Origin of the sequence: Paralcaligenes ureilyticus, from assembly GCF_004346225.1 — a bacterium.
In the GTDB taxonomy this organism is placed as follows: Bacteria; Pseudomonadota; Gammaproteobacteria; order Burkholderiales; family Burkholderiaceae_B; genus Paralcaligenes; species Paralcaligenes ureilyticus.
The window spans coordinates 174,354-188,732 of record NZ_SMAJ01000002.1; the positions used below are offsets into that span (position 1 = coordinate 174,354).

Consider the following 14,379-nt stretch of genomic DNA (forward strand, 5'->3'; position numbering starts at 1 on the left):
CGCAATTTGGCCAAGCCGAAGGCCTGGAAATCAACCGTTCGGAACGTTTTCAACGAGGCCGGGTAAAGCTCGTATGCGGAAGACACCACCAAAACACGCCGGCGGCTACGAAGCCGAACAGTCCGGTGACGACCACCGCGCTGGCCAGTGAAACTGCGGCGGTAATGGCTGAGAGCACGACCGGTGCGCCGCTGGCACCTATATCGGCAATCAGTCGCCAAATACCCAGAAATTCGGTGCGCCCAACGCGGGGCGACGCATCGGCGCCCAAGGTCATGATAAGCCCCGATCCAATACCGTTGCCCAAACCCATCAACATCGAAACGATCAGAAAACTGATCAAACCCGCCGTCAGTGGCATCAATACCAGGGAAGCCCCCATGATGACGACCGAGGGCAATGCCACCCAAAGCCTGCCGCGTTGATCCATTGCCTTGCCGGCGGGATAAAAGGCCAGCATATCGATAGCGGCCACCAGCCCATAAATAATCGACGTTGTTGTCGGGCTGATGGATAGATTATCCGCCCATAGCGGTATGACAATCTGGCGGGAAGATCGCAGCGCGCTAACCAGTAAAATACCGAAGCCCAAGGTTAGAAAAACCTTCAGGTGGCTGCGCGCGATGTGGATCAATTTGGGCGCCGTGTTGGGGCTCGTGCTTAATGGCTGGCGAGCTTCCAGTTCGGGTATCATAAATGAGAGCAGTCCGGTAGCAAGCATCGCTACCATCGCGACCCAATAGGCGCCAGGCAATCCCATGAAATGGATTAGCGCGGCGCCCAGAAATGGACCGATGAATACGCCAATGCGCATGGTGCCGCCCAGCGACGACATGGCTCGCGCACGCATGTAGACGGGTACCACCTCTATCAGGTAAGTTAGTCTGGCCAGCATGAACACGGACGACGACATACCGATCATCAGTACGCCCAGGGCCAGGAACCATATCTGGCCCGGTATCAGGCAAAGAATCAGTGCAAGCACACTGAACACCGCGGCGCCCACCATCGAGAGCCTTTCGCCATAGCGGCCGATAATCAACGCGGCCGGAATATTACTGCAAAGCGATCCGATGCCGATCAGGCCCACGATAAGTCCGGATAAGGCCATGGATGCATCGAGATCACGGGCACTCAGAGCGATAACCGGCAATATCGCTCCTTCGCCAATACCGAAAAGCAATGATGGACCAAAAGCCGGGATGGCTATTTTTTTAAAACTGAAGGGGGTATCGCTTGTTGGGACATCAGACACGTGAAAGCATGCTCTTAGTGTGTTGGCCAGGAAGGCCCCGATTCGAGAAGCCTGTTTGGAAGGGCTCTCATTTTGGCACTTGCGCGGATTTGTGGCAATCGCGCAAGTTAGAAGCCCAGCCTCTGGAAGTATCCGGTCAGTTCCAGATAGCCGCGCCCGACCCGGTTCGCACCATGCAGCGCGGTGACCGCGCCTTCCCAATAAATCGCACCGGTACTGGCCCGGCTGTCGAGTTCCTGATCGTCCATCAATGGAACAAGGTCGAGCGTGAGATCGCTCGCGTGTATGTGCATCGACACCGGATATTCAGTGCCGGTGCGAGGTGAACGCCAAAGACGACGTGGCGAGAAGTCCACCGCTGAAGCAGGCAGGGCGACCACGCTGCCATCGGCGCGCCGCAGGGTGCCGCCCGCCCAGAATTTGCCGCCGGCTTTATTGCGAATCTGGAAGGCCATCAGTGCGCCGCCATCATCGAAGTTGATGCCTATCCAATCCCAGCCGACTGCATGCTCGTCCAGCATGGCAGATGACCATTCGTGATCGAGCCACGCCGTCCCTTTGATGACTTCTCGTTTGCCATGGCGGGTGAGGGCGCCGCTCACCTTGAGTTGCGGTTGGCTGTAGTAATAGCTGGCTTGCGGCGCAAGAGGCCCCTTTCGGCTATAGCCCCGTTCGCCCTCCAATAACAGCGGTTGGGTGGGTACAAGCGTCAGTTCCAGCGTAAATTCGCGCGCTTGAACCACGCTGCGGTAAGTGCCGCCGGAGTCTCGTTGCAACGACCACGCGCCGATATGTACGTTGGTATCATTACCGGCCACCTCGGCCAGCCCAAAGCCGGCGCGCGCCGCGCGTTGCTCATCCTGCAGCTTGCCAAGCACTGGGTCGGACACCGCGGCATGGGCAAACAATAGTTCCTTCGGCGCGAAGCGGCTGGGGTTGGTTTGGTCCAGCGGCGGGCGTGAACGGAAAAAGGTCACCTGAAATCCAAGCGGCGTTCCATCCGCGGTTTGCAGCCATCCGGTGACATACCACCACTCCGTGCGGAAATCCGGGTGGGCGCCATGGTCGCTCGGAAAGTGCAGCGCTTGGCCGGGCACCACGGGTGGATAGTCGGGCAGGCGGCTCTGTGAGTAGGTCACGGCCGCCATGAAGGGTGCGCAAAACAACCACAGGATTGCCAGCCAGCGCATTGTCACCAGTCCTCCCTGACTGCACGCACCGCGCCGGCCGACATGGCTTGCCTTCCACTGGCCAGGGCAGCCAGCGACGCGCTCGCCACCAGTGCCGGCGCGACCGCGGCCAGGAGGATCCAGGGCATATGCAGACTCATTGTCCAATGGAACGATTGCGGGTTGACCACGTAGATCAGGATCAGCGCTATACCCAATCCGAGTACCAGGCCTGCCGCTACGCCAAGCAGCCCCAACCATGCGCCTTCGAGCGCCAGCATCGCGCCGATTTGCCGGCGCGTTGCGCCTAGGTACCGCAACACGCCAAATTCACGTGAGCGCGCCGACGCCTGCATGCTGAAGCTCGCGCCGACGCCAAACAGGCCAATGGCGATGGCAATGCCTTCCAACAGGTAGGTCACGGCAAAGCTGCGGTCAAAAACGCGCAAGGCGGTGCTGCGTATTTCGCCCGAGTCCTTGATCTCGATATGGCTGGGGCCGGGCAAGCGCTGACGCAGGCTTTGCACAAGCTGTGCGGTATGGACCTGCGGTGCGAGCCATAGCGCTGCATCGGTAATGCGGCGATCGTTGCTCAAGCGGCGGTAATCGTCGAGATCGATCGCAATCGCTCCGTATTGACGGGCGTAGTCGCGCCAGATGCCTGCGACCGTAAATGGAACCAAGTGCCCTGCAAGCGGCAAGCTGACATGTTGGCCGGGATGCATTCTATACAGATCCTTCATTGCTTCGCTCACCCATATCGGTGGCGGATCGTTCGCGCGCGGCGTAATGGAAGCGCCGACCAGTGCCAGACGCGCCTCGGGATGGCGCCTGTCGATGGGTTTGGCTATCCACGCCACCGGCGGCAGCCGCGGGTCGAGCAAGATCTGGTTGGTGCGCATGAATTCAGCCCGGGCGATGCCGGGTGTGGCGGCGATTATTTGCTGGTCGGCGTCGGAAAAATAACCCGTGTCTCCGCTGTCTGACGCGCGCACGTAAAGCTGCGCCGGCAATACCGTGTCCAGCCATTGTTCAAAAGAGACGCGAAAGCTTGTCACCATAATCGCCATGGCAGCCATCAGGCTGAAGCTCGCCAGGATGCCGGCTAGGCCCATAGCGGCGCGCCCAGGCGCACGGGCAAGTTGCGCGAGGGCGAGATGGGAGACGGCTCCGCGCCCCGGCGGCAAAACGCCCAAGGCCCAGTACGCGAGGCGCGGCATCCACAAAATGGCGCCGACCAGCAACAAACCGACCGCCGCGTAACCGAAGATCGGCAGGCCGGCCACCGGCCCGGCCTGGGTCAGTGCCATGCCAGCAGCCATGGCCGCCAACGCCGGCCAGGGGGAGCGCAAGCGTGCGAGAGGCGTTTCCTCGTCGCCCGCCTTGAGCGCTTGCGCCGGTTGCGCGCGCGAGGCTTCCCATGCAGGCACCACGCTGCCAAGCAGCGCGGCCACCACACCCAGCGAGGCGAAGGCCAGAGCGATTACGGCGTCGAAATGCACCGTCGGACGAATCCCGGGGAAATATCCGCCGCCCAGGTCGCCTCCCGCATAACGCAACAGCCCGGCCGCGATGACCCAACCCAGTGCGATACCAAGAAGAGCGCCTGCCAGGCCCTGTGCAACGCCTTCAGCGAGCACCAGGCGCAGCAGGCTGCCGCGGGTCATGCCCAGTGCCCGCAGCAGCGCCAGTTGCGCGCGCCTGCGGATAACCGACAGCGCCTGCGTGGAAAACACCAGGAAAGCGCCAGTGAGCAGTGCTACCAATGCCAACACATCCAGGTTGACGCGATAGGCCCGCGACAGGTTGGAGGTAATGCGCTGGCTGTCTTCGGGCGTTACCGCCACGACTCCGGCGGGCAACATCGACAGCAGTATTTGCCGAAATGCCTTCATATCGACGCCGGGCTGCAGTTTAAGGTTGATACTTTGCAGCAAACCAAGGCGTCCGAAACGCCATTGCGCCGCTGCAATATCCATGACGCCCAGCCGTAATGCTTCATGCGTCACAGGCAGCGTGCCGACGATTCGCAGGGCCAGCGTAGCCAGCCCGACTTGTACCGTGAGTGTGTCGCCGGGCTTGAGTTTGAGCCATGCCAACGCCGCCGGGGAGAGAAACACAGCGGAGGGATCCAGGTAGACCAGGTTGTCCCGCTGTCCCGGAGCCGGACGCCCGATCAGGCCGGGGTTGACCGCCGAGGCACGGAATGCGTCGATGCCAAGCAGCTTGAGCGCCTCATGGCGTGCGGGCAGATGCGCCTCGACCTCAACCACGGGGCTGGCCGCTGCCACTTGCGGCAAACGCGCCAGGCGAGGGTAAAGCGCTTCGTCAAAGCCGCTGCTCGGTCCGCGAATTTCCAGGTCGCCCTGGCCTGTGAGCGAGCGTGTCGCCTGCGAGAACTCGGTCAGAGCAGCCCGGTTGGTCAGGTATACGGCATATCCCATCGCCACACCGATGGCGACCGCCACAACGTTGACGAGCACACGGCCAACATGGGCGCGCAGTTCCCCCGCGAGCAACACCTGCAAGAGGGGGGGAAAGGTCCTCATCGTTCAAGCCTCGGCCTGAGGTATGGGAGTGGCGGCTGCAGGGTGGTACGGCGTCAACCCCTCGGCGGTAAGCAATAAAATGCGGTCGGCGGTTGTTGCCGCGAGCGCCGAGTGCGTAACCAGCAGCCCTGCCGCCGCCGCAGGGCTCGCCTTGACCCGCTCGCGTAGCAGGCGTAGGACCTGCAACGCGGTGTCGGCATCGAGATTGCCGGTTGGCTCGTCGGCCAACAGTAGCTTGGGCTTGTGCACCAAGGCCCGCGCGATAGCAACCCGCTGCATCTCGCCGCCCGACAATTCACGCGGCAGACTCTCGTCTCGCCCTGCTAGCCCGACCTCGGCAAGCATGGCGTGGGCGCCTGCCTGCGCCTCGCGCCGACCCGCGCCGTTGAGCAAAAGGGGGAGCGCAACATTCTGTACGACGCTTAAATGCGGCAGCACGTGGAAGGCCTGGAATACGAAGCCCATCGCACGCCGCCGCAGCCGCGTCGCCTGGTCATCGTTGAGCGCACCCAACTCCTGGCCGTCGAACACAACCCGGCCGCCGTCCGGTCGATCGAGACCGGCGATTAAATTCAGCAGCGTCGACTTGCCGACGCCCGACTCCCCCATGATGGCGACATACTCGCCGGGCTGGATCGTGAGGCTGATCGCGCGCAATACGACGTGTGGATGCGCGCCGCCAAAGGCTTTGGTAACCGAGTTGAGCGCCAGCACGTTTCTTCCAGAGAGTCGCAAGCGGCATTACGAACAATGTAGCCCAAATGGCATCGGCGAGCCAGTATTGCCCTGGGGCGGGTGTCAAAAATAAATGGATTTCCATTCGAACGAACCAAGAAAAATTAGTCGTCGCGTATTGCGTTTGATCTGTTTTAGGAGTTCACTCAAAGGCGTCGGGTAAGTTTAAGGGAGCGGGCGCCATGGAACTCATCGCTGTGAAAATCGACAAGCCGGAAACGATCAATTTCATTCTGGGCCAGACGCACTTCATCAAGTCCGTCGAAGACATCCACGAAGCGTTGGTGGCCACCGTGCCAGGCGTCAAGTTTGGGCTGGCCTTTTGCGAAGCCTCCGGCAAATGCCTGGTGCGATGGTCAGGCACCGATCCGGTGCTGATCGAACTTGCCCAGAAAAACGCCATGAGCATTGCGGCTGGCCATTGCTTCATTATTTTCCTGGGGGATGGCTATTACCCACTGAACGTGTTGAACACGGTCAAGATGGTGCCGGAGGTGTGCCGTATTTTCTGTGCCACCGCCAATCCGACCGAAGTCATTGTCACCCAGACGCAGCAGGGCCGAGGAATTCTGGGTGTGGTGGACGGCTATCCACCCAAGAGTATCGAAACCGAAGATGACATCCAGTGGCGCAAAGCGCTGCTGCGGACGATCGGCTACAAGCTCTGATGTAACAGGTTTTTTGCGCCCTCAGCGAGGCAAGGCATCGGCCCCTCAGGTCATGATAAGCCCCGACCCGATGCCGTTGCCAAAGCCCAGCCTCTACGACCAATGTAGCCCCTATGGCATCGGCGAACCAGAAACGATCAATTTCCGGCCAGGCGAATCCGGGTTATCTCCGAACGCGCGCCAAGACGCATTGGGGGGCCCCAGTAACCCGTACCCCGGCTCACGTATACAGCCATGCGACCGTGGCGATGCAGGCCATCCACAAAGGGCTGCTGCAGGGGGACCAAATATTTCCAAGGCCAGAATTGCCCGCCGTGGGTATGCCCCGATAGCTGCAGATCGAAGCCCGCAGCGGCGGCCGCCGGCGCGGTGCGCGGCTGGTGCGCCAACAATATCTTGACGGCCGCACCCGCTGGCGCGCCGGACAGGGCTGTCGCGGGGTCGCTGGCCTGCGAGGCGTCGAAGCCCCGGGCACCGAAATCCGTGACGCCCGCCACGACAAGCATGGCGCCCTGGTATGACAGGATCCGATGCTGATTCATGAGTACGTCGAGCCCAAGCCGCCGGAACTCGGCCACCCATTGCTCCGCTCCGGAATAGTATTCGTGATTACCTGTAACGGCATATATACCGTGCCGCGCCTTGAGCCTGGCTAGCGGGCTGATATCTTTGGCGAGGCGGGCTACGCCACCGTCCACCAGATCTCCGGTCAAGGCAATGATGTCGGGCGAAAGCCTGTTAACGGCATCGACTACCGCATCCACATAGCGCTGCTTGATAGTAGGGCCGATGTGCAGGTCCGACACCTGCACGATGGTAAATCCCTGCAAGGCCTCGGGAAGAGCGGGCAGGCGCACCTCGACATCCACAACCCGCGCCAACCGCCGGGCATTCAACAGGCCCAGAAAAACCGCCGTCAGGCTTAAAACCGGCACGGCCATGGCGCTGGTGGTGTGTATCAGGTGGAATAGGGGATCACTAATAACTTCACTGCGAACAGCTATTGCAATCGTCACCAGCAACAGCAGCACATCACGCAGAAAAGTTAAAACAAGCAGCCACGAAAACAGCCCAAGCGATAAAAAGCCTGCCCACGCAATCGCATCGCCGAGAGCGCTTCCTACCGATCGACGCGTAAAGAACCCGGCCAGAATCAGTAAATAGACCAGCAGCAATGCCGCGACAGTGATCCATCGGGCAGCCCCGGCAGGGGCAGCCGCCGCCAGCCGCAGCGCCGCATAGACATGCGCCAGGAATAAAATAATAGGCAGGCGGAGAAAAAAGGAAAAACGGCGCGTCATGGCTATTTTGTCGGTGGCAACATTGGCATTGTAGGCGCCAGGGGATGAGCAGCCGAGCGGAATGATCACGAATTGTTTAATTTTACGTAACGACTTCGCGACCACTATCGCAGTATGCTGAGGCCATCGTCGTCATGTGTTTTTCTGGAGAATACGATGGCTACAACACGACAATTTGGCCCTTTACGGATTGCTGCTGCGATACCTGGTGCCGTAGAGCCTGCCTTGGCTGTCCGCGATTTTGGCAGCCACAAGGGCTGCCGCTACAAAAACGTACCGGCCGCTCCTGTAGCGGCACCCCTTGTGGGTGCCACCGTGCTACGCACCCTAATAAAATTCGCCGCAATCGTCGCGGGCGCACTGGCCTTGCAATGCTCTGCCTATGCATTTGGCAACTCGGAAAATGCCGTCGTCATTCCACCCCCTGCCCAGGACGAACCGGCCGGCAACGCGCATACCGAAACTGCCGTCTTTGCCGGCGGCTGCTTCTGGGGCGTGCAGGGCGTATTTCAACATGTACAGGGCGTACAGAGCGCCGTATCGGGCTATGCCGGAGGCCTCGCAAGTACAGCCCACTATGACATCGTCAGCGGCGGCAATACAGGCCACGCCGAGTCCGTCCAGGTCATTTTCGACCCGACCAAGGTGTCCTATGGCGCGCTTTTGCAAATCTTCTTTTCGGTTGCGCACAACCCGACAGAGTTGAATCGCCAGGGCCCCGATACCGGCACGCAATATCGCTCGGCGATCTTTCCGACAAGCGCCGAGCAGCAAAAGGTCGCGCAGGCATATATCGGGCAGCTTGACGCTGAACATTCATTTCATCAACCGATTGCCACACGCATTGAGAAGTACGCAGGCTTTTATCCGGCCGAAAGCTATCACCAAAACTTTCTGACAGTGCATCCCAATTATCCGTATATCGTTATTAACGACCTGCCGAAGATTGCGCAACTCAAGCGCCTGTTTCCAGAGCGCTACCGCGATGATCCGGTGCTGGTGGCAACGTCGTAGCGAGATCGGAATAGAATGGAAGTTTTATAAGTCTATGTGCCGTGGCTACGAGTTCTGCCCGTCTCAGTAATGCGCCCGCCCGCGTTAATAAGCAGCGGTCGACACCTGCCTTTTTATTTCCTTCCGAAACACTGTGCCGCACCGTCCACATGGCCGATCGCTGCGCCTCGCTGGCCGCCAAGGCGGCAGCGATATCCGTAATCAGCCTTTCATGAGCGGCCATTTTCGCAACTCCAAACTTTCTGGTTCGACGTAAATCCTTAGCTTTTGCCAAAGCATATGCGAAACAAAATCGCATTGAAATTTGATTAATTGCACTTCAATTGAATCAAGGGTATTTACCGATGGATAGATAGATGTGAACGTCGACATTGCTTTAGCCTGTGTCGTGAAATTGTGCCAAATTCTGCAATGGCAAGCCGGAACGATTCCGTGAAACAGACTGGCCTGAATCTGCAATAGTTATTGCATTAATAAAAAACATATGATAATTTTGTTGCAGATCAATAGGAACGAATTCTCGCCGCTGCTCGATGCAACGCAGTGCTTATGTAACGCCGATATATGTGTAGCCAGGGCGTATAGCTCGATAGAAATCGGCTGTGTACAGGTTTACTCTCAAGGAGACAAGGATGAAAATCCGGCCTGGAGTCTTAAGAGCTTGGCTAGCTGTCGCATTGCTCACCTTTGCGCCGTACGTCGCAGCGCAAGGTTGGCCTTCCCAATCCATCCACCTGATTGTGCCTTTTGCGCCTGGCGGCGGCACCGATATCCTTGCACGTCTTATGGCGCCAAAGCTTTCGGCCTTGCTGGGTAAACAAATCATTGTCGAGGATAAGCCTGGCGCGTCCAGTATGATTGGCTCGCAGATGGTGGCACGGGCTACGCCTGATGGCTATACGCTCCTTATGGTTGATTCAACGTTTTTGATCAACCCAAGCTTGCGGTCCAACATGCCTTACGACACCGTGAAAGATTTCGAGCCCGTCATCCATTTGGCGGTAGGCCCCGTTATTCTTGTCGTCAACCCGTCGGTGCCGGCTAAAAATCTACGAGAATTGGTGGCAGAGGCAAAAGCGCACCCTGGCGGCCTATTTTTTGGTTCCGGGGGCAATGGTGCGTCGACCCATCTCGCAGGCGAACTGTTCAACCTGGCCGCGGGTGTGAAAATTACTCATGTCCCTTATAAGGGCACGGGTGAAGCCTTTGCGGCAGTCCTCGCGAACCAGGTGCCGATGACTTATACGGGAATCAGCTCGGCTCGGCCTGCAATAGAAAGTGAGAGGCTGCGAGCTTTGGCTGTAACTGGCGAGCATCGCAACGTTGCGATGCCCAACGTCCCTACTTTTGCTGAAGCGGGGGTGCCTGGCGTAGACAGCAGCACGCATTGGCAAATTCTGGCTCCAGCTGGCACTCCACGTAGCGTGGTGCTTCGCTTGAACAGCGACATAAATAAAGTATTGGCCGACCCTCAAATCAAAACGCGCGTTCGCGCCTTGGGATACGAGGTAGTGGGAGGAACCCCGGAGGCACTTGCCGCTCTTAATAAAGAGGAGATAGCAAAGTGGGCGAAAGTCATACACGCGGCCCACATCTCGATCCAATAAGCGGGCGTTTGCAGGGTAGGGCTGCCTTGATTACAGGCGGCGGATCTGGCATTGGACGAGCAGCGGCCGAACTATTTGCGCGGCAAGGTGCACAGGTTGCTGTGGCGGAAATCAGGCCTGAACTCGGCCGATCAGCCGTGGATGCAATTGAGGCGCAAGGTGGGACTGCATTTTTTGTGCAAACCGACGTGACGCAAGAGGCGAGCGTGCAAGAGGCCGTTAATGCAACGGTGAGCCGTTTTGGCAAACTCGACCTACTCTTTAATTGCGCAGGTGGATCGTCGCCCCAGGATGCCCTTGTGACCGATGTGTCCATGTCGGTATGGGACGCAACAATCAGTCTGGACTTAAAGGGCACCTTTTTGTGTTGTCGTTACGCTCTTCCTCATATGATCGAGGCGGGTGGAGGCGCAGTTGTCAATATGTCTTCGGGCGCTGCGTTGCGCGGATCCAGTCCGGCGCATGTTTATACCGCTGCCAAGGGAGCGATCGTATCGCTCACACGTGCGCTTGCCGGCGCTTACGCCAGACATAACATACGGGTCAATGCAATTTGCTCTGGACGTGTGAACACCGAGAGAGTAAGAACGAGTTACGGCATCCCTGGTCAAGCCGGGAACGTTCCGGATCCCATGAACGTCGACGAGCAGGTCAAGGCCTATCCGTTCTGGTTTGGCGAACCGGAAGATATGGCAAATATCGCTTTATTTCTTGCCTCGGACGACGCCCGCATGATCACGGGCGCGGCGATCCCGGCCGATGGTGGGCGCTCCTCCTATTAATAGGTAATGGTGGATGGGCTCGTGGTGTTTGGTGGTATTACTGAAAGGATAAACATGGAAACCCTGATAACCCGTGACGTAATGCGAGTTGCCTACTACGTGGATGATTTCACCGATCCGTGGTCACAGCCAGAAACGATTCTCTTATTGCATCCGGCCATGGGTAACTCTCAACGCTGGTTTCGATGGGTCCCCTCCCTTGCCAGGCAATATCGGATTGTGCGTATGGATCTGCGTGGGCACGGCGCCTCTCAGATCCCCAAGCCCGAACAAGAGTTTTCGCTTGACCAACTGGTCGACGATGTCGTGGAACTGCTGGATCACCTGGGGCTTGACGACGCGCACATCGTCGGAAACTCTGCGGGTGGCTATGTCGCGCAACAGTTGGCCATTCAGCATCCTTCCCGGGTGAAAACATTGGCATTGTTCGGCTCTACGCCGGGACTAAAGAATAGCCATGCGCCAGATTGGATTCCGAAGATCCAGGAGATTGGCCTTAAACAATTTCTGACCGATACGATTTACGAACGCTTCGATGCGAGCGCCGACCCCCGGCTGGTTAAGTGGTTCATCGAGCAGGCAGGTTCCAACGACCCCAATTTTATTGCGCGCTTCGTATTGCATATGTGTTCGCACTATTTCATGAACGAACTCTCCAAGATTCGGTGCCCGACCCTGATCGTCGCAGCAGGCAAAGAGTCGATTGGCCATGCAAGTGCGTACGAAGAAATGCACGAAATCATTACGGATTCACGGCTAGTTTATTACGATACCGCAGGCCACAATATCTGTGATGGTTATCCCGACCGTGGCGCCGGAGATTTGTTGAAGTTCCTTGCAGAAGCAACGATTCACGCGCGCACTTCCAGCCATGCTGTCTTGGATTCTCGAGTGGAATCAATATGTAGTTATCAGCACATCAGTCGCCTTTCTTCTCGATGAAAACGTCGAAGTGATTCCAGAGCTTCTCGCCGCGTTTGAGCAGCGCTTCAGTTTCTTTTTTGCGGCGCCAGGCAACCGCGGACACCAGAGCATTGCACAGGCTGAACGCGGCTGTGTAAGAATCAAAGGGAGAGGCGCTGGCAGTTTGGAAAAGGATGCGGTGATCTGACAAGCCGGCGATAGGGGCCAACGGGCTGTCGGTGATGCACATCACGCTGGCGCCCAATTGTTGGAAGTGTTGGGCTGTTTGTGTGATGACTTTTGAGTAGCGCCGTATCGTGATGGCGAGCAATATGTCATGGCTGGATACCCACAGCAAATTGTCGGCCAACAAGGTATCGTCGGCGCCCAACAGGTGCACATTAGGGATGCACATGTTCAAGTGCGTATGCAAATAATGGGCCACCGCATAGCTGTTCTTGGAGCCCACAATGTATACCCGGCCGACAATTGGCTTGCTAAGAATATCGACGATAGCCTGAAAATCGTGAATGTTGATGGCTTCGCGGGTGGCGTTGAGGTTTTCCTTGTCGAGGGTAAAGGCATTGTCAAGAACGGAATCCAGCGAATGGGCATTCTTGATGGTGAGGTTTGCGCGCTGTGAGGGCGATGCCAGCTTCGAGGAGATTTCCAGGCGGGCCTCCCGTTGGGCTTCGGCAAATGAGCCATAACCCAGTTTCGAGAAAAAACGGACAACCGTTGAAGGGCTGATATCAACGCTTTTTGCAATGGACGTTGCAGAATCAAGGATTCCCTGCGGGTAGCAGGAAATTATGTAATTGACTAACGCCGTTTCATTCTGAGTCAGCTTCCTGGGATTTTTAGCTATTCTGTCAAAAAATTTCATTGGTTTGGCCGTGTTCTTTGTGCATTATTTTACGCCGTGTGGGTATTGCAGGCTGGCATATCGATTCCGTGCTATGCGGGATTTACTGATTTATGCAACGCTTATTGCATAATTTATAAAATAATGGTTTTATATCGTCATTATAGATTGATAAGAATCGGCTGGCGAATGCCGGTTGGCGAGTTCGGCATCCGGCCAGTCTTGCCAAAATGCATGCTTGTGGCTCTCGCTTTCATTATCTTTCCGTGTTTGGGTGAGATCAGTGCAAAGGGACGGATGGCCGCTGGGGGAGGGGTATGGAACAACAGGCGGTTCGTGAGGCCATATTGGAATGGCTGCAGGCGCGTGAACAGGAAATGTTCGATCTGCTTGAAGAGGTCGTCAGCATTGAAAGCGGCAGCTACAACAAGAGAGGGGTTGACAAAGTAGGTGCCGTGTTCAGGGCCTGGTTCGAAACGGCCGGTATCGCGACGAAAGCATTTCCGTTATCTAGTCACGGAGATTGCTTACTCGCCAAGGTACCCGGCAGTGCGGGTGCGGATGCGCCTCATGTCTTGTTATTGGGCCATATGGACACGGTTTTCCCGGACGGCACTTTGGCCCAAAGGCCGTACCGCGTCGAGAATGGCATTGCCTATGGTCCGGGTGTTGCCGACATGAAAGCCGGGTTGGTCATGAACGCTTTCGTAGCGCGTGCATTTGCCGAGGTTGGAGGCAACAGGGCGCCGATTCACGTTTTCTTTACCGGTGATGAAGAGATCGCCTCTCCTGCATCGCGCGATCTGACGCTAAAAATTGCGAAGGGAGCTGCGACAGTCCTGAATGCCGAGCCAGGGCGGCCCAGCGGAAATGTCGTGGTCGAACGCAAGGGCGCGTTCTTTATCGATTTTGAAGTGGACGGTGTGGCAGCCCATGCAGGCGTGGCCCATGACAAAGGCGCTAGCGCGATCGAAGCCCTGGCCCGAAAAATCGTTGACCTCCATACCCTCACCGATAAAAGCACGGGCGTGACTGCCAATGTAGGCACCATTCGGGGTGGTGTTTCTGTGAATACCGTCGCGCCGCACGCAAAAGGCCAACTGGATGTGCGTTTTCCCAAAGGCGTGGATGAAAACCAGTTGCGCAGTCGGATCTTGCACATTATCGAAGGTCAATCACTAGCCTGTACCTGCGGCCGGGTGACGCACGAAGGCCGGTTCCTGCCCTTGTTCCAGACCGATGCCAGCCGGGATCTGATGGAGGATTACGCGCAGGCCGCGCAAGAGTTGGGCTTGTCTGTAGTGGGGGAGTCCACTGGAGGCTCGGCCGACAGCGGTTTCACAGCGGCGGCCGGTGCGCCTACGTTATGCGCCACAGGCCCTGTCGGCGGCCATGCTCATACGCCGCAGGAGTATTGCCGGCTGGACACAATAGTGCCCCGGGCGCAGACGGTGGCTCTGACGGTACTGGCGCGCGACCGGCTTTGAATCGGGGTACAGGCATAAACCAATTCAATGACCCTCGATTCCAT

At 57.7% G+C, this 14,379-nt stretch carries 12 protein-coding genes; 6 read left to right on the forward strand and 6 right to left on the reverse strand.

Annotated elements, in window-relative coordinates:
• Positions 1-49: 49 nt before the first annotated feature.
• From EDC26_RS03140 to EDC26_RS03155, 4 genes are all read right to left on the reverse strand, one after another.
• On the reverse strand, positions 50-1,255 hold the full coding sequence (locus EDC26_RS03140; protein WP_132579806.1) for an MFS transporter: 1,206 nt from the start codon (positions 1,253-1,255) through the stop codon (positions 50-52).
• Between the two features lie 107 nt (positions 1,256-1,362).
• Positions 1,363-2,445, reverse strand: a complete 1,083-nt coding sequence (locus EDC26_RS03145) for a lipocalin-like domain-containing protein (protein WP_132580091.1) — start codon at positions 2,443-2,445, stop codon at positions 1,363-1,365.
• Between the two features lie 2 nt (positions 2,446-2,447).
• Entirely contained in the window at positions 2,448-4,973 is a 2,526-nt protein-coding gene (locus EDC26_RS03150) for an FtsX-like permease family protein (protein WP_132579807.1), read from the reverse strand.
• Between the two features lie 3 nt (positions 4,974-4,976).
• Positions 4,977-5,687 carry an ABC transporter ATP-binding protein gene (locus tag EDC26_RS03155; protein WP_132580092.1) on the reverse strand — a complete coding sequence of 237 codons (711 nt, stop codon included), beginning with the start codon at positions 5,685-5,687 and terminating at the stop codon, positions 4,977-4,979.
• Between the two features lie 203 nt (positions 5,688-5,890).
• Between EDC26_RS03155 and EDC26_RS03160 the strand changes: the two genes are divergently transcribed.
• The gene (locus EDC26_RS03160) at positions 5,891-6,376 is read left to right on the forward strand and encodes an adenosine-specific kinase (protein WP_132579808.1); all 486 of its coding nucleotides are present in this window, start codon (positions 5,891-5,893) and stop codon (positions 6,374-6,376) included.
• 137 nt (positions 6,377-6,513) lie between these two features.
• Here the strand turns inward: EDC26_RS03160 and EDC26_RS03165 are convergent, their stop codons facing one another.
• A complete protein-coding gene (locus tag EDC26_RS03165) occupies positions 6,514-7,677 on the reverse strand; it encodes a metallophosphoesterase (protein ID WP_132580093.1) in 1,164 nt (387 codons plus the stop codon).
• 156 nt (positions 7,678-7,833) lie between these two features.
• On the opposite strand from EDC26_RS03165, the gene msrA reads away from it, so the two are divergent.
• From msrA to EDC26_RS03190, 4 genes are all read left to right on the forward strand, one after another.
• Positions 7,834-8,691, forward strand: a complete 858-nt coding sequence (gene msrA / locus EDC26_RS03170; protein WP_132579809.1) for a peptide-methionine (S)-S-oxide reductase MsrA — start codon at positions 7,834-7,836, stop codon at positions 8,689-8,691.
• 785 nt (positions 8,692-9,476) lie between these two features.
• Entirely contained in the window at positions 9,477-10,298 is an 822-nt protein-coding gene (locus EDC26_RS03180; RefSeq protein ID WP_243700779.1) for a tripartite tricarboxylate transporter substrate binding protein, read from the forward strand.
• Positions 10,256-11,080, forward strand: coding sequence for an SDR family NAD(P)-dependent oxidoreductase (locus tag EDC26_RS03185; RefSeq protein WP_207915043.1), 825 nt, complete (start codon positions 10,256-10,258; stop codon positions 11,078-11,080). Before EDC26_RS03180 ends, EDC26_RS03185 begins: the two co-directional genes overlap by 43 nt.
• A gap of 54 nt (positions 11,081-11,134) precedes the next feature.
• Entirely contained in the window at positions 11,135-12,022 is an 888-nt protein-coding gene (locus tag EDC26_RS03190) for an alpha/beta fold hydrolase (protein WP_165930893.1), read from the forward strand.
• Here the strand turns inward: EDC26_RS03190 and EDC26_RS03195 are convergent.
• Positions 12,000-12,869, reverse strand: a complete 870-nt coding sequence (locus EDC26_RS03195; RefSeq protein WP_132579813.1) for a MurR/RpiR family transcriptional regulator — start codon at positions 12,867-12,869, stop codon at positions 12,000-12,002. The genes EDC26_RS03190 and EDC26_RS03195 overlap by 23 nt on opposite strands.
• Positions 12,870-13,165: 296 nt before the next feature.
• Between EDC26_RS03195 and EDC26_RS03200 the strand changes: the two genes are divergently transcribed.
• On the forward strand, positions 13,166-14,335 hold the full coding sequence (locus EDC26_RS03200) for a M20 family metallopeptidase (protein WP_132579814.1): 1,170 nt from the start codon (positions 13,166-13,168) through the stop codon (positions 14,333-14,335).
• Positions 14,336-14,379 lie beyond the last annotated feature (44 nt).

What these genes read in the sequence shown, in the direction of transcription:
- EDC26_RS03145 (WP_132580091.1), bottom strand. Translation starts at nt 2,445, where the DNA reads ATGCGCTGGCTGGCAATCCTGTGGTTGTTTTGCGCACCCTTCATGGCG.
- EDC26_RS03150 (WP_132579807.1), bottom strand. Translation starts at nt 4,973, where the DNA reads ATGAGGACCTTTCCCCCCCTCTTGCAGGTGTTGCTCGCGGGGGAACTG.
- EDC26_RS03160 (WP_132579808.1), top strand. Translation starts at nt 5,891, where the DNA reads ATGGAACTCATCGCTGTGAAAATCGACAAGCCGGAAACGATCAATTTC.
- EDC26_RS03165 (WP_132580093.1), bottom strand. Translation starts at nt 7,677, where the DNA reads ATGACGCGCCGTTTTTCCTTTTTTCTCCGCCTGCCTATTATTTTATTC.
- msrA (WP_132579809.1), top strand. Translation starts at nt 7,834, where the DNA reads ATGGCTACAACACGACAATTTGGCCCTTTACGGATTGCTGCTGCGATA.
- EDC26_RS03180 (WP_243700779.1), top strand. Translation starts at nt 9,477, where the DNA reads ATGGCGCCAAAGCTTTCGGCCTTGCTGGGTAAACAAATCATTGTCGAG.
- EDC26_RS03190 (WP_165930893.1), top strand. Translation starts at nt 11,135, where the DNA reads ATGGAAACCCTGATAACCCGTGACGTAATGCGAGTTGCCTACTACGTG.
- EDC26_RS03195 (WP_132579813.1), bottom strand. Translation starts at nt 12,869, where the DNA reads ATGAAATTTTTTGACAGAATAGCTAAAAATCCCAGGAAGCTGACTCAG.
- EDC26_RS03200 (WP_132579814.1), top strand. Translation starts at nt 13,166, where the DNA reads ATGGAACAACAGGCGGTTCGTGAGGCCATATTGGAATGGCTGCAGGCG.